This is a genomic window from Bacillus sp. BB081 (assembly GCF_008368895.1).
In the GTDB taxonomy this organism is placed as follows: Bacteria; Bacillota; Bacilli; order Bacillales; family Bacillaceae_G; genus Bacillus_A; species Bacillus_A wiedmannii.
Genome location: NZ_QOZX01000004.1, coordinates 20,510 through 42,159 on the forward strand (window position 1 = coordinate 20,510; position 21,650 = coordinate 42,159).

The following is a 21,650-nucleotide window of genomic DNA, read 5'->3' on the forward strand; positions in this document are numbered from 1 at the left end:
AAGAAACCTAAGTATCGACGTATACATATACACTTATTACTGTACACAATACTTTAGAGATATATTCTTTTCCTAAAAAAACAGCTGCAGGCATTTAGCCAGCAGCTGGGTAACTTATAAATAACTTGGAAAATAAATCATCTGTTGTTTCAGTAATTTTATCAAACAAATCACTTTCTTCCGCTTCTTGCTCTTTTAACATCTTAATTGTTTCACGTGCATCTTCAGGATAATCGGTAATGATACCATCTACGTTTAATTTATAATATCCCTTTAAACTTTCCATATCATTTACCGTCCATACGTAAATCGGCTTGTTTAACTTTCTTGCTTCTTTTACTAATTTCTTATTTAACATGTATTCTTCTGCTACATAAAAATCAGCTTTCACATTCTTTAAGTTAGCTCTACTTGCATACAGTATATATCCCACTTTTATATTGGGATTTGCACGTTTAAACTCTTTAATAAGCGGATAGTGTAACGTTTGAATGACACATTGCTTCTCAAATTCATTATCTTTAATCACTTTTAATACTTTGTTTACGAAATCTTTTTCGCCACCATGAAGCTTCACTTCAATATTAAGTTTGATTTTGTCCTTTGACAGCTTAATAATCTCATCAAGTGTACTTATTTGTCCTGAAAACCCATCTTGACTAAGAGTAAGCTGTCTTAACTCGTCCATCGTTAAATCTGACACATGAACATTAGCATTAGCAAGACGTTTTAGCTTCAAATCATGTATAACTGCTAGTTCACCGTCTTTCGTTTGCAGTACATCAATTTCAGCATAGTCTGCTTTCGCATCAATAGCCCCCTGCACAGCTTCTTTCGTATTCTCTACACCTTTTGAAATATAACCACGATGAGCCATAATAATTGGTTCTTTATATGTGTTTGTAATAAAGGTCACAATGAAGGCAACAACCATTCCCGCAGTAATAATTCCTACAATATATACGCCAATAAATTTCCAACGATGTTTTTGGAAGAAACATTTATCTGCTTTCGTTTTCGAATAATCTAATCCTTCTTCTAATAAAACATCTTCAACTGGAACCTTTTGTAAGTACAATCGCGTAATCGCCATAATATAAAATGGTGTCACGATAAAGCTAAATAAATACAATGTACTCGTTAAAAACACAGACATTGTTGATTCCGCTAATAATGCAAATGTCCCTGCTGGGTTTGTAAATTCATATACTCCCCACAGACAAAGTAAATAAATTCCTATAAATAAAAGAAAGACAATTCCTACAGATATGAAAAAACCTACTAAAAAGAATAATACTTTAAAAAAGCTTTCTTTTACTAAGTTTGCACTTTTTCGTGCTGCGGTGCGGAACGGCTTTTCCTCTAAAACAATAATAGGTAAAACAAAGATCCAACGAAGATTTAAATAGGCAACTACAGCAAAGAAAGTATAATATCCAACTTGACCCATTGTTGTCTTAAATAGTTCACCTGTAATAAAATTAGGAATTTGAATCTCAGGAATCAATGCAGATTTATACCCCGTACTTAATAGTGGTAATAACACAACTGCGTACAAAACAAACCCTGGTAAGCAATATGTAAAAAGGGAAGGTAAATACGTTACTGTTTTATACAAAATCGGACGTAATCTCACCTTTTGCCTTTTATGAGCAAAGTACGAAATAATAATAAGCACCGCAAATTCCGTAAAGATAAGAAACAGTGCTAACAATGATAAAATTACGATTGCCATTATGCCGTATGGCGTCTTTAAAAACGCTAATAATTCATCATTCGTCGCATTTGCATAACCACCAAAATACAATAACTTATTAAAAATGATCCCAAATAGCGGGACAAATACAATCGCTGCTAATAATTTATAAGCAAGTTGAAAGGTTAATACATTCCAAAAAGCAAATCTAACTGTTTGAAAGGAATGTCCAATTACTCCTGGTATAGATAGTCTTTTACGGTGTTGCATATATTCCTCCACATTCTAAAACGATATTTGAGATGGATTCCACATTTCCATTTCTAATCCATCTTTTTAATAATAATATATTCCGCTTAACATGAACACTCTTATACATACAATGAAAAAAGTGATGGTTACTCCCCATCACTTTTTTCATCTACTCTATTTTTTCTCTAACCCTTGTCCAAATGCTTTCAAGAAGCTAAAACCGAATGTAATGGCTCTATTGATATCTGGATCTTTTAACACTTTAAAGAAATCCATCACTTTTGTTTTTTTGCCACTATTTAATTCATCTGTTGCAAATTGTAATCCAGTGACTAAACTCGATGTGATTTGCTTCGTTACTTCTGGGTCAACTGAGGATAGTGCTTCCCCCGCTCCCATCATATTGTTAAGTGCATTTTTAACTGGTTCACGATTTAATTGCTCCACAGCGATCTTTGAAACATCTTCCTTCGCAGCAAGTAAACTAATCGCCGCATCTAATATACCAGCCTTTTGCAACTGTGCTAAAAGCTGCATTGTTTCTTCTACTGCTTCACGATTATTAGATAGCTCATTTAGAAGTTCATCTGCTAATTGCTGCTTCTGTTCTTCCTCTGTTACAACTTTCTTTTTAATTAACGTAATTTCTTTCGCCACTATCTCCGCCCCCTAGTCCACAAGTGATACGTATTGTTTTCTTTGCCACTTTTGCTCGATTTCAACACCATTTTGCGGATTACGCTTTTTATCTCGCGGGTTCGAAGATGGTAACGGGCGGTCTCCTTTTTCACGTAACACACGCATTTTCACCATCGTTTGTTTATACGCCGGTGTACACGTATAAATGTCTGTTGCCGTCCCAGTTAAAATATTAATCGCTTCTTCATTTACTGTTGCATGCATCGGTAAATATAGCTCTTTCCCCGTTACACGATCTGTAATAAGCGCTTGTACTTTAATTTTCCCAAATGGTGATGCTAATTCCACAAGACCACCATCTTTCACATTGCGCTCTATAGCAAGTTCCGGTGAAATTTCAACGAATACTTCAGATACTTTAGATAAAATACCAGCCGACTTATTCGTCATATTCCCTTCATGGAAATGCTCGAGCATGCGTCCATTATTTAAAAGTAAATCATACTCATCTGGTGCTACAACCGGTGGTACCCATTCATCTAATGATAAACGAGCAAGTTTATCTGGGAAGTTAAATCCGTCTACATATAATAGCGGTGTATCGCTACCATCATGACTACCCCAACATAAACTATTCCATCCTTCTAGACGGTCATACGTCGCTTGAGAGTATAACGGTGCAAGTGATGCGATTTCGTCCATAATTTCACTTGGACTTTCGTAATTCCAATCCCCGCCCAGTGCACGAGCAACTTTTTGCAAAATCCACCAATCTGGTTTGGAATCACCAAGCGGTTTCAATACTTCATATAATCTTTGAATACGGCGCTCTGTATTCGTAAACGTTCCTTCTTTTTCTAAGCTTGGTGCTGCCGGTAAAATAACATCAGCAAAACGAGCTGTTTTTGATAAGAACATATCTTGAACGACAAGAAAATCTAAATTCGCTAAAATATGTTGCACATGGTTCGCATTTGAATCGACTAAAGCCATTTCCTCACCCATGACATACATACCGCGTAGTTTTCCTTCTTCCGCTGCAAGTAACATTGCAATATTATTTAATCCTGGCGCTTTCGGAATAGTTGTACCATATGCTTTTTCAAACTTAGCACGAAGCGTATCATCTGATACTGCTTGATAACCTGGAAGCCAGTTTGGTAATGTTGCCATATCACAAGCACCTTGTACGTTATTATGTCCTCTTAATGGATATGCACCTGCACCAGGACGACGGTAGTTACCCGTAACAAGTAGTAAATTTGAAATTGCTGCTGATGTCGTACTTCCTCCTGTATTTTGAGTTACACCCATTCCCCAAAGTATACAAGTACCATCTGCTTCATATACCATACGAGCCATTTCTTTCAGATTTTCTTTCGAAATCCCTGTAATTTTCTCTGTATAGTCCAGCGTATATTTCTCTAGCATTTTGCTATATTCATCAAAATTCTTTACGTTTTCAGCTAAAAACTTTTTATCGTGCCAATCTTGATCAATAATATATTTCGTAATACCAGCAAGCCATACGTAATCCGTTCCTTGGCTCGGATGAATAAATAAATCCGCACGCTCTGCCATTTCATGTTTACGGAGGTCTGCTACAATTAGTTTTTGCTCGTGTAATTTATGAGCACGTTTTACACGCGTCGCAAGTACAGGATGTCCTTCTGTTGGATTCGCACCAACGATAATGACAAGTCCTGCTTCAGCTATATCTTTCACTGTTCCAGCATCCCCGCCCATACCGACAGTTTTAAATAAACCATCTGTCGCTGGCGACTGACAGTAACGAGAACAGTTGTCTACATTATTCGTTCCATATATTTGTCGAGCTAGTTTTTGCATAAGGTAATTTTCTTCATTCGTTACTTTCGATGAAGAAATGAATCCAAATGCATCGCTGCCATATTCAGATTTAATATGCTGCATGTTAGAAGCAACAACTTCTAATGCTTCTTCCCATGAAGCTTCAACAAACATATCTCCTTGGCGAATTAATGGCTTCGTAATTCGATCTTCACTATTTACAAAGTCCCATCCAAATTTACCTTTTACACATGTGGAAATACCATTAACAGGTGCATCTGAAACAGGTTGTACTTTCAAAATTTGACGATCTTTCGTCCATACTTCGAATGAACAACCGACACCACAAAATGTACAAACTGTTTTTGTTTTATTAACTTTCGTCTTACGCATCGCAGCCTCTACTTCTGAAACTGCCAAAATACTACTATATCCAGGCTCTACATCCTTTACAAAATCAATCATCGGATCTAACACATCTGGCTTTAATCCTGTCATGAATCCAGCTTCACCTAACATTGATTTTTCCATTAACGCATTACATGGACATACTGTTACACATTGCCCACAACTCACACAAGATGAGTCATTTATGCTTACACCATGATCCCATATAACACGTGGACGATCTAAGTTCCAGTCTATCGATATAGTTTCATTAACCTGTAAGTTTTGACATACTTCTACACACTGTCCACAAGCAATGCATTGATTTGGATCATACCGATAAAACGGATGTGACATATCCACTTCACAAGCACTTACTTTCGGCTCATACGGATATTTCTGTTCTTCGATTCCCATCATATGTACCGTGTTATGGACTTTACAGTTACCATTATTGTTATCACAAACGGTACAATACAATAAATGATTCTCTAATATTCGATCCATTGCCTCAGTCTGTGCCTCTTTTGCACGCTGGGACTGTCTTTCGATATGCATACCGTTCTCTAATTTCGTTGAACAAGCACGTAATAACTTCCCATTTACTTCTACAATACACGTATCACAAGTTTGAATTGGATCTACTTCTGGTACATGACAAATTTGAGGATGTTCCAAATTACTCTCGTTAAATAATTGTAGTATCGTCTTTTCACCCGATGTGGAAAATTCTTTACCATCCACGGTTACACGGACTGTCTGTTCTGCCATAGTTTCCCCTCTCCTTACAACCAACTGTACAACACAATTATGAATCCGTTTTCAAAATCGCATTACTGTACATATTTTTGAAACGCTCTGCCCGAATACTTTTCTTATGAAGTCGATTCTAGATGTTATAAGGTATAACTACGAAAGCTTGAAAATATCACTATTCTACGGTTCTATTATATCGTACATATACAATAATAACCAAAATAATCTGTGATTTCCTTGCTAATAGGTGTTTTTATTTCCCCATTGTTTTATGATAAATATGGGAGAGAAATACATATAAAAGGGGAATTTAATATGGGGCCTACGCAAGAGACTTATACAATTGTACGCTATCAATCTGGTACATTTTCAAAACAACTGGATGAGATTGTTACAGAATCTCCTATTACTATTAAATTAAATGGTGAAGAATATGTAACAGTTGTATGCACACCAAATTATATTGAAGATATGGTAATTGGTTTTTTAATTTCTGAAGGAATTATTGCTTCCTATAAAGATGTTGAAGAACTATGGGTGCAAAAAGATAACGGAATTGTCCATGTAACATCATCAAAAGTAAATCCACTCTATCAAACTTTATATAATAAACGATACATCACTTCTTGCTGCGGAAAAGGTAGACAAGGTTTCATTTTCGTTAACGATGCAGCAAAAGCAAAAGATTTACATGATATACATGTAAAAATTACTCCTGAAGAATGCTTTTACTTAATGAATACTTTACAACAATCTTCCACTACCTTTCGCCAAACCGGCGGGGTTCACAATACCGCGCTATGTGATCGAAATAATATCCTCCTATCAAGAATGGATATCGGAAGACATAATGCATTAGATAAAATATATGGCCATTGTTTGCGCAACGATATATCTGTTAAAGGAAAAATCATTGCATTTAGTGGGCGTATTTCATCCGAAATTTTACTCAAAGTTTCAAAAATCGGATGTGAAATGGTTCTATCTAAATCCGCTCCAACAAAATTAGCATTACAACTCGCTCATGATTTAGGCATTACAGTCGTAGGATTTATTAGAAACGAATCTTGCAATATTTACACACATCCACATCGAATTGATGGTTATCAATCGAATAACTAAAATAACTCCTCGGTTGAGGAGTTATTTTAGTTATAAAAATGTAATATATTAAAGACTTGAATAGTTAATAAAGTTAATATATAATTTCATTACATATTAAAAACAAAACATTGTAGCATATATCTTTTCATTCTTTTACAAATTAAAAGAGACTGCTAACAAAACGCATACACAATCTTATAGAAGTAATGGATTTATTTTATTTGAAATCGACCAAGGAGGTTATAACTATGGAAATTCGCTTATTAACGACAGAGGACGCAGAAATATATTTAAAAGTTTGTATGGAAGGTTTAACGAAGAACCCGGAAGCTTTTAGCTCTTCTTATGAAGATGTTCTTAAACATGAGGATCCTGTAGCTGCTATGGCAAAACGATTAAGCAATCCGGATAAGTATACTCTAGGGGTCTTCAAAGATAACGATTTAATCGGCATTTCTACTTTAGAAACAAAGCCTTTCATTAAACAAGAACATAAAGCAAAAATCGGTTCCGTTTTTGTTTCCCCAAAAGCGCGTGGCCTTGGAGCAGGACGAGCTCTAATTAAAGCAATTATTGAAAATGCCGATAAACTACATGTAGAACAACTTATGCTCGATGTTGTAGTTGGTAACGATGCTGCAAAAAAATTATATGAGTCATTAGGCTTCCAAACTTACGGCGTACAAGAACGTTCTTTAAAACATAACGGTCAATATTGGGACGAGGAACATATGGTTCTGTTCTTAAATGATTAATACTTCAATATAGTTTTCCAAAAGCACCTTTTGATTAAAAAAGGTGCTTTTTTCATTACAACAATGTAATCTTCATGTCACCTTTATCGATCGTACCAAACCTTTCCATTCATTATACTAAAAGTATAAAGTGAGGCACCAATTATGAAATGAACGTATAGCATTCAATTGATAGATAGAGGAGAATGTGACATGAAACAAAACAAACGAGCTATGCTTTTAATATTTACTACAGCAATTGTAACTTCTGGGTTAGCCATTTTACCTTGGTTTATTATATAGAACTATTCCCCTAATAACGAAAAAAGCTTATTGCTTCTTAAGAAGCAATAAGCTTTTTTATATTATAAAATCCCCAAAATTTTATTTACACAACTTATAATAATAACCATAGATACGGCAATGCACATGACAACCGTATTACGATCTTGCTTTTCTTTTTTTGAAATTTCTTCTTTTGGATTCATGTGTATGATCTCCTTTTAAAAAAAGTGTGAGATAGGAAATTTTTCTTATCCGATGCGAGGTGAATACGAAAACCCTCTCTATCTCACATACACAATAGAATGGAATTGTCATTTTATAAATAAAATGACATGACGTTATGTCGCAACATAGGGTATTTTGTGTCGCTACGTTTTCTATTATAAGAAATAGTTGTGCAAAACTAGTGCATTTTTTATGTCAATTACTCTGAGCGAAAAATAACTCTTCCACTCAATCACATAAAAAGAGTTTTTTATTATTTTCATGTAAACTATACAAGTAGAATGAACAGTTTGGGGTGCACAATATTATGGTTAAAATTTTATTAGTAGACGATGAAGAACGCATGTTACGATTATTAGATTTGTTCTTAAGTCCTCGTGGCTATTTTTGTATGAAAGCTACCTCTGGCCTTGAAGCACTAAAGTTAATAGAACAAAAAGACTTCGATATTATTTTGTTAGATGTTATGATGCCGAATATGGATGGATGGGATACTTGCTATCAAATCCGTCAAATTTCCAACGTTCCAATTATTATGCTAACAGCCCGCAATCAAAGTTACGATATGGTGAAAGGTCTCACTATGGGCGCAGATGACTATATTACAAAACCATTTGATGAGCATGTATTAGTCGCAAGAATCGAAGCTATATTACGTCGTACAAAGAAAGATGGATTTGTTAGCTTCAATGGTATCGAGTGGGATAAAACGAAACATACTGTCACAGTTTATAATGAAAAAATCTCCCTGACACCTATCGAGTTTTCGTTACTTGGATTATTTTTACAAAACACAAACCGTGCTTATAGCCGAGATGATTTAATCGAAAAAATTTGGGGTTATGAAACAGACATTGAATATAGAACAATCGATTCACATATTCGTAATATCCGCGATAAATTACGCAAAAAAGGATTTCCTGTTGAAGATTACTTAGAAACTGTCTATAAAGTCGGATATAAATGGAAAAGTGAATAATTACTTCGGTCAGTGGACAATAGTATACCACTGACCCTTTATATGAAATAAGGTATGGTGAGAAAATGAGTAAACTTTCACTTAAAGTTGGGACATACTTTTTAATATTAGCTTTATGTATTGAAACAATTGCTTTTGTATCTTTTTACAAAAGCATTTCAACAATGCGCATTGAGGAAGAAACACTTGCTCTTTTAGAGAAAGGAAATCGCTATAGTAAAATTATTAAAAAACGCGCGAAGTGGGATGTATATTCTAAAGAAAAGAAACTCATGGAAAGCGCTGAACACAGTAAACGGCCTAAACGTGCTATGTACCCCGAGTTTGATATCAACACTGCGGCTGAACACTTAGTTGAATCAGAATTAATTGCTAACTCTGATATAGCTATCATTATAACGGACAATAACGGCAAAATTATTTCTACCTCAGAACCTGTAACAAAAGAAATGCAAAAACAACTTACTTGTAAAACAGAGACTATCCCAGAAGGTGGATTAATCAATGAAAAAAACTGGAAAAAATCAAAATTCATCTCAACAGTAAGCCCGCTGGAACTTCAAGGATTTCAAGGTAAGTTGTATATGTTATTAAAGACATCTTTCTTAGAAAATATGTTACTTAAACTCATGAATCAATTTCTTATCATTAGTGTTTTGACAATTATTTTAACGACTATTTCTGTCTTTGTTTTTTCTCGTGTTATTACAGAACCGCTTATAAAAATGAAGAGGGCAACAGAAAAAATGTCAAAATTAAATACACCAATTCAATTAGGTATTAAACGGAATGATGAACTTGGAAGTTTAGCAAAAACGATTGAAGATTTATCTAGTGAACTGACTTATATGAAAAAAGAACGCAATGAATTTCTCGCTAGTGTTGCCCATGAACTATTAACTCCATTAACCTATATGAAAGGTTATGCGAAGGTAGCAAAGAGAGACTCTTTAACGAAAGAAGAGCGTGAAGAATACTTACAAATCATTGAGGATGAAACAGATAGTGTAACCGATCTCGTCCAAGATTTATTTATGCTGGTGCAATTAGAACAACATCAGTTTGTTATAAAAAAACAAAAAGTGATTCTTCAACCATTTTTAGAACGAATGGTTGAAAAAACAAAAACAACATTAACTAACAAACAAATGCAACTCCATGTATATTGCAAAGATGATTTAGAAGTTTGCATAGACGAAAGACGTATGGAACAAGTTATGTTAAATTTATTACACAATGCTTATCAACATTCGCCAGAAAACACATCTATTACGATACGTGTACTCACGGAAACAGATTATTTTACAATAAATGTAGACGATGAGGGAGAAGGTATTCCTGAAGAAGATATCCCGCATATTTTTGATCGTTTTTATCGTGTTGATAAATCGAGAACGAGAGCTACTGGAGGAAAAGGTATTGGGCTAGCTGTTGCAAAAGAAATTGTAGAATTGCATAACGGTTCCATTCTAGTAACAAGCCAATTAGGAGTAGGAACAAACTTTAGAATCGAGCTACCTTTTGAATAAGATGCGTGTGAAAACACCAGTAGTAGTAAACACTACTGGTGTTATTTTGTTCATAAAATCAGCTCATATAAGCTAAGCTTTTGAAATTATTCTTATTTCAATATAAAATAAAGGTACATTTGCAAAGATTTGGAGGGTGATACAATTGGATATCCATGTATTAACAAAAGACGAAGCGGAAATTTACTTAGAACTTCGTGTAGAAGGGTTAAAGCAAAACCCTGAAGCTTTCAGCTCTTCTTATGAAGATATTATTAATAAAGAGTGTGCGATTGAATATAAAGCACAAAAATTAGCACAAGATGAAAACTATACGCTAGGTGCATTTAAAGATGGACAATTAATCGGGGTTGCAACACTGGAAACGAAACCATACGTAAAACAAGAACATAAAGCTAAAATCGGTTCTGTATATGTTTCTCCAAAAGCACGCGGACTTGGAGCAGGAAAAGCACTTATTAAAGAATGTCTTGAACTTGCTAAATCTTTAGAGGTGGAACAAGTTATGCTTGATGTTGTTGTTGGCAACGATGGTGCGAAGAAACTTTATGAATCATTAGGTTTTAAAACATTCGGTGTACAAGAACGTTCACTGAAATATAACGGACAGTATTGGGACGAAGAGCATATGGTCTTATTCTTAGATGAAAATAAATAATAAAAAACATCCTCATGCCTGGAGGATGTTTTTTACTTTCTTGTATACCATGCCTTATGTAATAATTGAATCGCTTTCGCAATTTCGTCTTCTGATAAAATTGCAAACCCAAGTAAAACTACATTTTCAGGCACAGTACCGTCTTTATAGTACGTAGAAACAGGATATATTTTAATACTATATTTTGCAGCTTCTTTAATGAGTTCTTCTTCTCGCATTCCATTATGCACTTGTAATAAAATGTGTAATCCAGAATCTTCTCCGATCACTTCAACACGATTAGAGAAATACTTCTCTATTTCAAAAACAAGTCGATCCCTCTTTTTTCGGTAAACAACACGCATTTTATGAATATGTTTTTCCCAATACCCTTCATTTAAAAACTTTCTTATCACTTCTTGGTCCATTCTTGAAACACTTTGTGTATAAAACAAATATTCCTTTTGATATTTTTTAATTAAATTCTTCGGTAATACGATATAGCTCATCCGTAATGAGGGTAACAAAGCTTTTGATAGTGTCCCCATATAAATAACTTTCCCGTCTGTATCTAATCCTTGTAGTGCCGGAATTGGCTTTCCTGAATAGCGAAATTCACTATCGTAATCATCTTCAATAATATACCTGTCTTCTTCTTTCTTTGCCCATTGTAAAAGCTGCGACCTTCTCGTAATAGGCATAATCATTCCATATGGGAACTGATGAGAAGGAGTTACAAATACAACATTTGCATCGCTATTTTCTAACTCTGCCATACAAATTCCGTCTCTATCTAAAGACAACATTTGAACCTTCTTTTCTCCCTGTTCAAAAACAACCATTTTCCTGTGATAACCTGGGTTTTCAACTGCATAATTACTTCCCTTTAACAATTGAAACAGTAGCTTTACTAATATTTGTGTACCCGCCCCTAATACGATCTGGCTAGCTGAACAACGCACACCTCTAGATTCATACAAATAGTTCGCAATTTCCTCCCTTAAGCTCAATTCCCCTTGAGGGTGTCCAAGAAAAAGTAACTCATTATTATGTGGCTGCCATACATCATTTATAAGCTTGCGGTACGTAGTGAACGGAAAAGTATCCGTATCAACCCCTGTTTGGGTGAAATCAAATTTATAGTTCTCCTCCCGAAACGATACTTCTTCTACTTTCGCTTCGCTTCTTTCTACATAAATCATTTGTTCAATTTTACATACGAAATAACCTTTTCTCGATGCCGATTCAATATAACCTTCTGCAAGTAATTGCTCGTAAGCCGCTTCTACTGTATTCTTACTCACTTGTAAATAGCTCGCCAGCTTTCTTTTAGCAGGTAATTTTGTAAAAGCCGGAATCGTTCCATCTTTAATCTCTTTTTTTATATACTCATACAATTGCACATACAATGCTATTTTACTTTTCGTATTTAAATTAGGCGTTAATTCTAACATAATATCTGACCCCTTAATAAAACTAAAATCTGATACTTTTTACAGTACCAGAAGTTATATATAATTCCTTGTATCATGTCACACATAAAAAATCAAATACTCGAGAGGGGATGCATGATTATGAACAACAATAGACGGATTGGACTCATTATGATTATTACAGGAGCTACCTTATGGGGATTATCTGGCCCGATGATTCAGTGGCTATTTCAACATACTAACGTATCATCAATTGATTTTTTAACAATTCGCTTGTTGCTTGCGGGAATATTTATTTTATCTTTCTTGCTTATAAAGAAACAAAACATATTTCAAATTTGGAAACATCCTAGACATTCTATACAACTTATTATTTTCTCTATTCTCGGCATGCTCGGTGCGCAATACGCCTTTATTGAAACAGTTCATATTAGTAACGCGGTTACAGCGACATTATTTCAATTTCTTGGCCCTGTTCTTATTACCATTTATGTCGCATTTGGACAAAGAAAATTCCCTGCTTCTATGCAACTACTTGCAATTATAACTGCCCTAACAGGAACGTACTTTATTATTACAAACGGTTCAATTGAAAATATTGTTTTATCGAAAGAAGCCATTATTTTCGGCCTATTAACAGCAATTGGCTTTGCATTTTATACCCTTCATCCAGCTTCTCTTATTAAAGAATGCGGAACAACTGTAGTAATTGGCTGGGGGATGTTAATCGGTGGCATTGCCCTGCTTATTTGTAATCGCTCGTTTGAATGGAACCAGCTTTCACAAACTTTTACACAAAAAACTTTTTCTATGCTTATTCTTATCATCATAAGTGGCACTCTTTCTTTCCTCCTTTATATCGGTAGTCTGAAATATTTAGCAGCAACAGAAACAAGCATTTTATCTAGCATTGAACCACTTGTAGCTGCCATCGTTTCAATCGCTTGGCTGAATGAATCCTTTGGAGCCTATCAATTATTAGGCGGCGTATGTATCGTTCTTTCTGTTATTTTCTTAACGATGCCGCAAAAAGAGAATGAACCTACCTTTTCAACTGAACAAATATAAAAAATGTCAAAAGAGGTCGTACAAAACTTACGACCTCTTTTGACGTTTTAAAGGAATTGTCCCGCTTTCTAGCAAATACAATTACACTAACAATAAAAATTAGGAGTGTGACACCATGAAAAAAATTGGAACTATGCTACTTTTCTCTTTTCTCATCGCTGGATGCACACAAGCGCAACCTGATTCAGAAGCACCTAAAAAAGAAGCCATCGCCACGTCATCCACTCAAGTTAATGCACCTTCCTTCTTTCATCTTAGCGTTTTAAAAGATGTAAATTGGGAAGAAACCCCCTCCTTCATACAAGAAAAAATACCTTTAAAAGGCATCGAAGAAAAAATTGCAATGGCTGATAGCCCTATTATCGTAAATGAAAAAAATGAAATAATGTGGTACTTTTTAGATCCTGAAATGCCAACTGGAAAACTATCTATTATTGCACTAAAACAAGGATCAGTAACTCCAACACCAGTACTCTTTCAACAAGAAACTTCCAAACCAACTTGGACTACTTCAAATACAATTGATTCCACTACAAACGAACTTCCTCTCACTATGTCACTACCTTCACCTGGATTATGGGTATTAAATATATATGTGAATGAAAAATATTATGATCAGTTTGTAATTACTGCTGAGTAAAGTGACAAAACTAAAACACTTTCTTACAACAATGTAATTTCTACGTCATGTACTTCGATAGTTGAAGTATCTCTCTTCTCTTATACTTAAAATAAGAAATGACACGAGGAGAGATGAGAGATGAGAGATGAGAGATGAAAAAAATGATAGAAGTGATTGTAGCAGTAACTGAGGTTTTAGTAAATGGTAAACAAGTTGCAATGGAATTAAATAAATAGTGAAGAAACACAAATAAATAATTTTACACTTCTTCATTATTTTGATTTCTTATCTCAAAAAAGCAGTGCCTTTTTAGGCACTGCTTTTAGCTATTAATAACTTGGTATTTTCATAATTTGCGCCACACCTGAATCAATGGCTGCTTTCGCTACAGCTTCCGCAACACTTGGAACAACTCTTTTATCTAACGGATTCGGGATTACATAATTCGCATTACGTTCTTCGTCCGTAATGATGTTAGCGATCCCATATGCTGCCGCTAATTTCATCTCTTCTGTAATATCAGTCGCGCGCACATCTAACGCACCACGGAATATCCCTGGGAACGCCAATACATTATTTACTTGATTCGCATAATCTGAGCGCCCGGTTCCTACTACAGCTGCCCCAGCCTTTAATGCATCCTCTGGGAAGATTTCTGGAATTGGATTCGCCATAGCAAACACAATTGCTTTCTCATTCATCGTTTGTACAAGTTCTTTCGTTAATACGTTAGGAGCAGATACGCCAATAAAAATATCAGCTTGATGAATCGCTTCTTTTAACGTTCCACGCACATATTCTCGATTTGTCTTTTTGGAAACTTCAATTTGTGCTTCGTTCATCCATGATTCACCTTCACAAACAATACCTTCTAAGCTAACTAACGTAATGCGCTTTGCACCAGCTTTTAATAATAATTTTCCAATTGCAATTCCTGCCGAACCCGCACCGTTAATAACAATTTTCACATTATCCATTTGTTTGCTAACAACTTTTAATGCATTAATAACAGCTGCTAAGACGACAATAGCTGTTCCATGTTGATCATCATGGAATACAGGAATATTCGTTTCTGCTTTTAATCGCTTTTCAATTTCAAAACAGCGTGGTGCCGCAATGTCTTCTAAGTTAATTCCTGCAAACGTAGGCTCTAAATTTTTCACAAGGGTAACGATTTCATCCACATCAGTCGTACCTAAACATAATGGGAAAGCATCTACATTCGCAAATTTCTTAAATAAAATACTCTTTCCTTCCATAACAGGCATAGCTGCTTTCGGTCCAATGTTCCCTAAACCAAGTACTGCTGTTCCATCTGAGACAACTGCCACCATATTACCACGTGCTGTATAGTCATACACTGTTTCTTCATCTGCTGCAATTGCTTTGCAAGACTCCGCTACACCTGGTGTATATGTCAGGCTTAAATCATCCGCTGAATTCACTTCTACTTTACTTGTAATTTCAATTTTCCCTACTAATTCTTTATGCAATAACAATGATCTTTCATTAATTTGATTTTCTAACATACTTATATTCTCCCCTTAATTTGACAAGCTAGCTATATGAATATAGCTAGCTTGTTTGATCATGAAAACATTTTTAATAAAATTGTCGCTGTTACAACCATTGCTGCCCCGCCTAAACGTGTTGAAATTTGCGCAAACGGCATTAATTCCATACGATTTGAAGCTGATAAAATAGCAACATCTCCAGTTCCACCTAAACCACTATGACATCCCGTTACAATTGCTGATTCAACTGGATACATTTTCATCACTTTCCCTACAAGAAAACCTGATGCTACCATTGTAAGAACAACTGATGCGCACACAACAACATATCCTACTGAAAGAACTGCTGCTACGTCTTTTAGCGGAATATATAGCAATCCTAATCCAACCATTAACGGCCAAGTTAAATTCTTTGAAATAAATTTATATAAATGGAATGCTCCTTGCTCCATTTTTGCTGGCATTAATTTAAAGTATTTCACAAGTGCTGCTGAGAAAATCATAATGATTGCCCCAGGAATACCGATGAACTTAGAAGCAAATCCTCCGAAGATGAAGAACGTACACGCAATTAATAAACCTGCTCCCATTAATGAGAAGTCAATTGGCTTCTCTGTATTTTGTTCTTTTAATAACTCGGCTTGATTGTCTGTTTTCACTAATACACCGTTACCACTAAGTTCCGGTTTCTTCTCACCTAAACGCTTCATATACCCTGCACTCACGATTGCGAACATATTTCCAATAATAGCCGCTGGAATAAGCTGTGATACAAACGTTGCTGATGATTCATTTAAAATATCACTATAAGCTAGCGACAATGGTAAAATCCCTTCCCCAATACCACCACTCACAATTGGTACGATGATAAAGAAAAATGTTTGCTTCATTTCAAACCCAAATAGTGAACCGACCAATAATCCTACTGCTACAGAAGCTAACGTCCCTACTACTAAAGGTATAAACATACGAACGAAACCTTGTACTAATACTTTACGATTCATTCCTAAAATACTTCCGACTACTAAACAAGAAATATATAAATATAAAAAGTTCGATTTTTTCATTAACATAGTCGCAGCTTCCATTGAAGCTGGATTCATCCAGTTAAAAAATACAAGTAATGATGGAATAAATAACGAAAGTATTGCCGGACCGCCGATATTTTTTAAAATTGGAATTCTCATTCCAATGTCGCCTAAAAAAATACCCATGATCATAATAACTGCAAATCCACCAATCATATCTGCTGGCAATTTATTATATACAGATGCCCCATAAATAATAGCAGCCAATACTACATATAACGGTAAAGGTATAACACCGATTTTTACATTCATAATTTTAGAAGCTAAAGATTCTCTTTGTACTTCATTTCCTTCAGAAAATGATACCGCTTCCACATTCTTTTGAATTCCCATATGGCACCCCCTTGTTTTCTTAATAACAATATTAAAACGCTTTCAATAGTAAAAATAGTTTTTGTAAGTTTTGTAATTGATTTTGTAATTAAAAAAAGTATAAGCGACTTATAATAAGTCGCTTATACGTAAAACTCTATTTTATTTTTGTCAATACATCTTAATTTACTCACTGGTCTTCCTACGTGTTGATACACCATTTCGTTTTCTAATACTCCAATTTCAGTCAAAAACATTACATACTTTCGAATAGAAACTCTTGAAACTCCAACTAATTGCGCCATTTCATCTGTTGTAAACGCTCGTCCATTCAGCGACTCGATCTTCTGCCAAATTAATTGCATCGTTTGCTTCGTTAATCCTTTCGGAAGCTCTTTAGTGACAGTAGGCTCTCTTTTTTCTTTTGGCAAAATTAACGAATCTAATTCCGATTGACTAATTTTTTGTTGTTCTTTCATGAAAGTAAGTTTTTCTCGATATATAGTTAACGCCTTTTTAAATCGTTCAAATGTAAATGGTTTAATTAAATAATCTACTACACCATATTGTAATGCTTTTTTAATACTCCCCATATCATGTACAGCTGAAATCATCATAATATCGATTTCTTTTTCTTGGTTGCGAATATACATTAAAAGCTCAAATCCAGTTTCTTCAGGCATAAAAATATCAAGTAATACTAAATCTACTCGTGATTCCTCTAATACTTCTATCGCTTCTTTAACGGAGTTAACTGCTTGAACAAGTTCAAACCCTCCTACTTGCTCTAAATAATGCGTATTTAACATCGCTACCATCGGGTCATCTTCTACAATTAAAACTTTAATCATATTTGCCTCTCATCCCTACCTTTAGGTATTTCAATTGTTATCGTTGTTCCCTTTCCTACTAATGAATGCATATGAATTTCCCCATTTATTCGCTGTATACTTTCTTTTACAAGATACAAACCATAACCGCGGTTATCTCCCTTTGTGGAATAACCTTTCGTAAATAATACCCCTATTTCTTCTTGTATACCTTTTCCCGTATCTTGTACTGTAATGGTTAATGTATCCCCATATTGTATCTCAACTTCAACTTGCTTCTTTTCACAATTCGTCACTGCCTCTAATGCATTATCAATTAAATTTCCGACAATCGTAATCAGTTCATGAGTAATACTTTCATCATCCATTTCCGGCATGTAAGAATCTTCACTTATGATTAATTTTATATTTTTCTCTCTAGCATAGCTAAGCTTTCCAAGTAAAAAGCCAGCAAATACTGGACTTTTTATTCTTTTCATAACCCCACCAATTTCATATTGATGCTCTGATACCATACCGCTTATATACTTCTGTAATTCTTCATACTGCTTCATGTGTGTAAGCCCTAATACGACATGCATTTTATTCATAAATTCATGCGATTGTGCCCGTAATGCTTCCGCATATAGCCTAATACCAGTTAATTCTTCTGCTAATTTTCTAATCTCTGTTTTATCACGAAATGTTGCAATTGCACCAACTATTTCTCCTTTTACATATAAAGGGACACGATTCGTCACAATCGTAATTCCATAAATATTTTGTTCTTCGTTTAATTGTATCTCTCCCGTTTGTAATACTTCTTTTATACGTGAATTAGGCATATACAACTCAACATCTTTACCGATAAAATCTTCTTCAAGTCCACTTTTCTTAAACAATCGTTTTGCCTCATTATTTATTAAAGTTACATTGGCTTCTTTATCTACAGCAATAATACCTTCCTTTACAGATTGTAGCATCGTATTTCTTTCTTCAAGAATTTTCGCTATCCTGTGAGGTTCAAGACCAAATAAACTTTTCTTTATATGTCTAGCTAGCAATATTGCTCCTATGATTCCGACTAGTACTCCAACTCCGACACCAATGTAAATGATATGTCTACTTTCCTTAACTCTCTCTTTTACATTATCTGCTGAAATACCAACGGCCACCGCTCCAAGTTGTTCACCTGTTTCAGAAAATACAGGTACAAACACTCGCATTGAAATACCTAAAGTTCCTTCTGCCAGCGATACATGTTCCTTTCCTTTCAATGCAGGCCCTTCATCTCCCCCAATAAAATGATGGCCTATTTTTTGAGGATTTGGATGTGATTTTCTTATTCCATTCATGTCCATAACTACAATAAATTGAACACCTGTGTTTTTTAATATTCTATTTGTATACGTTTGGATTGCAGAAGTATCTGCCTTTCCAATCAAACCATCGATTACAATTGAATCATTCGCCACAATGTGTGCAATTGTTTTTGCTTTCTCTGCTTGGCTATCCTCCGTCGTCCGTTCTACATTATGACTAATTAATATATCTGTCACAAGTAAAGAAAAAATTACAACTGTACAAACTAACAATGTAATCGTTTTCCATAAATTCCATAGTCTTCTTCTTTTTTTCATCCCGTTAATGACTCCCCTAATTGCTGAATAGAAAAATAAGTAAGGTGAAAATAATATCACCTTACTTATCTGCTATTATACTTTAAATTTACTAGTCATCACTTGTAGTTCTTCGGCCATCCCAGCTAAGTTTTGCGAAGCTGAACTAATTTCTTCCATTGAATTCACTTGTTCTTCTGTTGAAGCAGCAACACTTTGCATACTAGCTGTATTTTCTTCTGCAGCCGCTGCAATTTCATCAATAGCATTTGTCACTTCATTTGCATCTCCAGCAATTCTCTTCGTTGTTTCTACCATTTGATTAACTTGAGAAACAATATGTGTAGTAGAAATTAAAATTTCCGTAAAACTTGCTTTCGTTTTTGTTACAACATCAAGGCCTTGTTGAACTTCTCCATTCACATTATCCATCGCCTTAACAGTATGTTCAATATCCGCCTTAATTTCTGCAATTAAATTTGCAATCTCTCCAGATGATTCTCCTGATTGCTCCGCTAATTTTCTAACCTCATCAGCTACAATAGCAAACCCTCGGCCCTGTTCACCTGCTCTTGCCGCTTCAATAGCCGCATTTAAAGCTAATAAGTTCGTTTGAGTAGCGATGTTTTGAATCGCTTCAGAAATAGCTCCTACCTGCTTTGATTTCTCATCAAGAAGTTTAATAATGGCATCTGACTCGGATACCGATCTAGAAATAGACTGCATTTGTTTTGCTGTTTGTTCAACCAATTCTTCCCCTTCTTCAGCTCTTTCTCTCGCATGTAATGAGGAGATAGAAATTGATTCCGCGCTTCCAGTTACATCTTGAATTGCTGTATTTACTTGTTGTAATGTAGCCGCACCTTCTTCAACACCTTGACTTTGTGATTCAGCCCCACCTGATACTTGTTCCATTGCAATTGTAATTTGATCTGTCGCATCATTTGCTTGCTGTACGCTCGCTGTTAACTCTTCAGCTGATGCAGCGACATGTTCTGCTGAAAAACTAATTTGAGTAATCACATCTTGTAAAGAGGCAGACATTTCATTAAATGAATTCCCTAATTTCCCTATATCATCCTTGGAATGGATTGTAATTTTCTCTGTCAAATCTCCCTTACTAATTTTATGTGCCGAGTCAGCTATTTTTCTTAATGGTCTTGTAATAGACTTTGTAATGAAATAAATTAATACACTACCAAATACAATAGCTATAGCAATGACAACCAAAGTCTTATAAAACACTGGATTCGCAGCTTGGGTAATTTCTTCGTCGAACATAACCCCGACTACTTTCCATCCTGTTTTCTCATTTGTTGCAAAGATTAAATTCTTTTTATCACCTTGTTCTGTATAAGACACATTTCCTTGTTTTTCTTCATAAATTGGTTTAATCCACGGATCAGTAACTTTTGCACCTGGTTTTCTAGAGGGATGACTAACAATTTTCTTATTTTGATCTAGAATAACTGCATAACCTTTTTCACCAATGTTAATCATTTTGGAAATTTTTAAGATGTTATCTAAATTTAAGTTAATTCCTATAACACCTTTACCATCTTTTACTTCTTTAGCAATTGTCACTACCATATTTTTAGTAGATGCTGATTGATATGGTGCAGTAACAATTACTTTTCCTTTATTTTCATGTGCTTCTTTATACCAAGATCTATCTGTTGGATTATACCCATCAGCCATTTGGATAAATGGTTCTCTTATAAACTTTCCTGCCTGTGTTCCAATATAAATACCTTCTACTTCTGGATGAAGTTTTATATATTGCGCTAACTTCGTTCTTACTATTTCTTCTTGTCCGTTTGGATATGTATCCTCTGTTAAAATGTCTGCAAAGTACGCCGCATCAACAAATTTCTCTTCTATATTTTGAGAAATAACAGTATTTAAAACTGAAATATTTTCCTTTGCTTTACCTGTAATTTGTTGTTCAAAATTTGTTTTGGCAGTTTGATATGAAACACCACCGATAATAAGTCCTGGTATAGTTAAAATAAGAAAAAATGAAATGATTAATTTTTTCTTGATACTCATACATTTAACCCAGTTAAATATTTTTTGCATAATAATCCTCCTTTATGTAATGTGGATACTTTTGTAATTTTATATAAGTAACATATATAAAACAATATATAATG

Annotated in this window: 17 protein-coding genes and 1 pseudogene; 7 read left to right on the forward strand and 11 right to left on the reverse strand. The window is 34.8% G+C overall.

The window, feature by feature from the left end:
* Positions 1–94: 94 nt before the first annotated feature.
* From DN394_RS02775 to fdhF, 3 genes are all read right to left on the reverse strand, one after another.
* The gene (locus tag DN394_RS02775; protein ID WP_001164728.1) at positions 95–1,966 is read right to left on the reverse strand and encodes a glycerophosphoryl diester phosphodiesterase membrane domain-containing protein; all 1,872 of its coding nucleotides are present in this window, start codon (positions 1,964–1,966) and stop codon (positions 95–97) included.
* A gap of 156 nt (positions 1,967–2,122) precedes the next feature.
* Entirely contained in the window at positions 2,123–2,605 is a 483-nt protein-coding gene (locus DN394_RS02780) for a helical membrane plugin domain-containing protein (protein WP_001040518.1), read from the reverse strand.
* Positions 2,606–2,617: 12 nt separating this feature from the next.
* Positions 2,618–5,554, reverse strand: coding sequence for a formate dehydrogenase subunit alpha (gene fdhF, locus DN394_RS02785; RefSeq protein WP_000840693.1), 2,937 nt, complete (start codon positions 5,552–5,554; stop codon positions 2,618–2,620).
* A 300-nt stretch (positions 5,555–5,854) separates the two neighbouring features.
* On the opposite strand from fdhF, the gene fdhD reads away from it, so the two are divergent.
* Positions 5,855–6,661 (forward strand): formate dehydrogenase accessory sulfurtransferase FdhD, encoded by an 807-nt coding sequence (gene fdhD / locus DN394_RS02790; RefSeq protein WP_000529227.1) that lies wholly within the window; start codon positions 5,855–5,857, stop codon positions 6,659–6,661.
* Positions 6,662–6,891: 230 nt separating this feature from the next.
* On the forward strand, positions 6,892–7,398 hold the full coding sequence (locus tag DN394_RS02795) for a GNAT family N-acetyltransferase (protein WP_000405878.1): 507 nt from the start codon (positions 6,892–6,894) through the stop codon (positions 7,396–7,398).
* Positions 7,399–7,742: 344 nt separating this feature from the next.
* On the opposite strand, the gene DN394_RS29275 is transcribed toward DN394_RS02795, so the two are convergent.
* Positions 7,743–7,865 (reverse strand): hypothetical protein, encoded by a 123-nt coding sequence (locus DN394_RS29275; RefSeq protein WP_001068388.1) that lies wholly within the window; start codon positions 7,863–7,865, stop codon positions 7,743–7,745.
* Between the two features lie 329 nt (positions 7,866–8,194).
* On the opposite strand from DN394_RS29275, the gene DN394_RS02800 reads away from it, so the two are divergent.
* From DN394_RS02800 to DN394_RS02810, 3 genes are all read left to right on the forward strand, one after another.
* Entirely contained in the window at positions 8,195–8,866 is a 672-nt protein-coding gene (locus DN394_RS02800) for a response regulator transcription factor (RefSeq protein WP_000238952.1), read from the forward strand.
* A gap of 65 nt (positions 8,867–8,931) precedes the next feature.
* Positions 8,932–10,395, forward strand: coding sequence for a sensor histidine kinase (locus tag DN394_RS02805; RefSeq protein ID WP_000041034.1), 1,464 nt, complete (start codon positions 8,932–8,934; stop codon positions 10,393–10,395).
* 145 nt (positions 10,396–10,540) lie between these two features.
* A complete protein-coding gene (locus tag DN394_RS02810) occupies positions 10,541–11,053 on the forward strand; it encodes a GNAT family N-acetyltransferase (RefSeq protein WP_000351216.1) in 513 nt (170 codons plus the stop codon).
* A 32-nt stretch (positions 11,054–11,085) separates the two neighbouring features.
* Here DN394_RS02810 and pdxR read toward each other — a convergent pair whose 3' ends face one another.
* Complete coding sequence (pdxR, locus tag DN394_RS02815; protein ID WP_149293589.1) at positions 11,086–12,486, reverse strand: MocR-like pyridoxine biosynthesis transcription factor PdxR; 1,401 nt, start codon at positions 12,484–12,486, stop codon at positions 11,086–11,088.
* Between the two features lie 120 nt (positions 12,487–12,606).
* Here pdxR and DN394_RS02820 point away from each other — a divergent pair, with 120 nt between their 5' ends.
* Together DN394_RS02820 and DN394_RS02825 are read left to right on the forward strand one after the other, a co-directional pair.
* Positions 12,607–13,533 carry a DMT family transporter gene (locus tag DN394_RS02820; protein WP_001063914.1) on the forward strand — a complete coding sequence of 309 codons (927 nt, stop codon included), beginning with the start codon at positions 12,607–12,609 and terminating at the stop codon, positions 13,531–13,533.
* A 115-nt stretch (positions 13,534–13,648) separates the two neighbouring features.
* A complete protein-coding gene (locus DN394_RS02825; RefSeq protein ID WP_000719656.1) occupies positions 13,649–14,173 on the forward strand; it encodes a DUF4871 domain-containing protein in 525 nt (174 codons plus the stop codon).
* Between the two features lie 311 nt (positions 14,174–14,484).
* Here DN394_RS02825 and DN394_RS02830 read toward each other — a convergent pair whose 3' ends face one another.
* The 6 genes and pseudogenes from DN394_RS02830 to DN394_RS29960 form a co-directional block, all read right to left on the reverse strand.
* Positions 14,485–15,684: an NAD(P)-dependent malic enzyme gene (locus tag DN394_RS02830; protein ID WP_000892416.1), complete on the reverse strand. Its 1,200-nt coding sequence runs from the start codon at positions 15,682–15,684 to the stop codon at positions 14,485–14,487.
* A 59-nt stretch (positions 15,685–15,743) separates the two neighbouring features.
* On the reverse strand, positions 15,744–17,090 hold the full coding sequence (locus DN394_RS02835) for a 2-hydroxycarboxylate transporter family protein (RefSeq protein WP_000512727.1): 1,347 nt from the start codon (positions 17,088–17,090) through the stop codon (positions 15,744–15,746).
* 122 nt (positions 17,091–17,212) lie between these two features.
* Positions 17,213–17,920 carry a response regulator gene (locus DN394_RS02840; protein ID WP_000598660.1) on the reverse strand — a complete coding sequence of 236 codons (708 nt, stop codon included), beginning with the start codon at positions 17,918–17,920 and terminating at the stop codon, positions 17,213–17,215.
* Positions 17,917–19,518, reverse strand: coding sequence for a sensor histidine kinase (locus DN394_RS02845; RefSeq protein WP_000747343.1), 1,602 nt, complete (start codon positions 19,516–19,518; stop codon positions 17,917–17,919). The genes DN394_RS02840 and DN394_RS02845 overlap by 4 nt, the downstream gene beginning before the upstream one ends.
* A 75-nt stretch (positions 19,519–19,593) precedes the next feature.
* Entirely contained in the window at positions 19,594–20,541 is a 948-nt protein-coding gene (locus DN394_RS29955; RefSeq protein ID WP_435555053.1) for a methyl-accepting chemotaxis protein, read from the reverse strand.
* A pseudogene (locus DN394_RS29960) lies at positions 20,533–21,576 on the reverse strand (HAMP domain-containing protein); the annotation flags it as partial. The pseudogene DN394_RS29960 and the gene DN394_RS29955, both read right to left, overlap by 9 nt.
* Between the last annotated feature and the right edge of the window lie 74 nt (positions 21,577–21,650).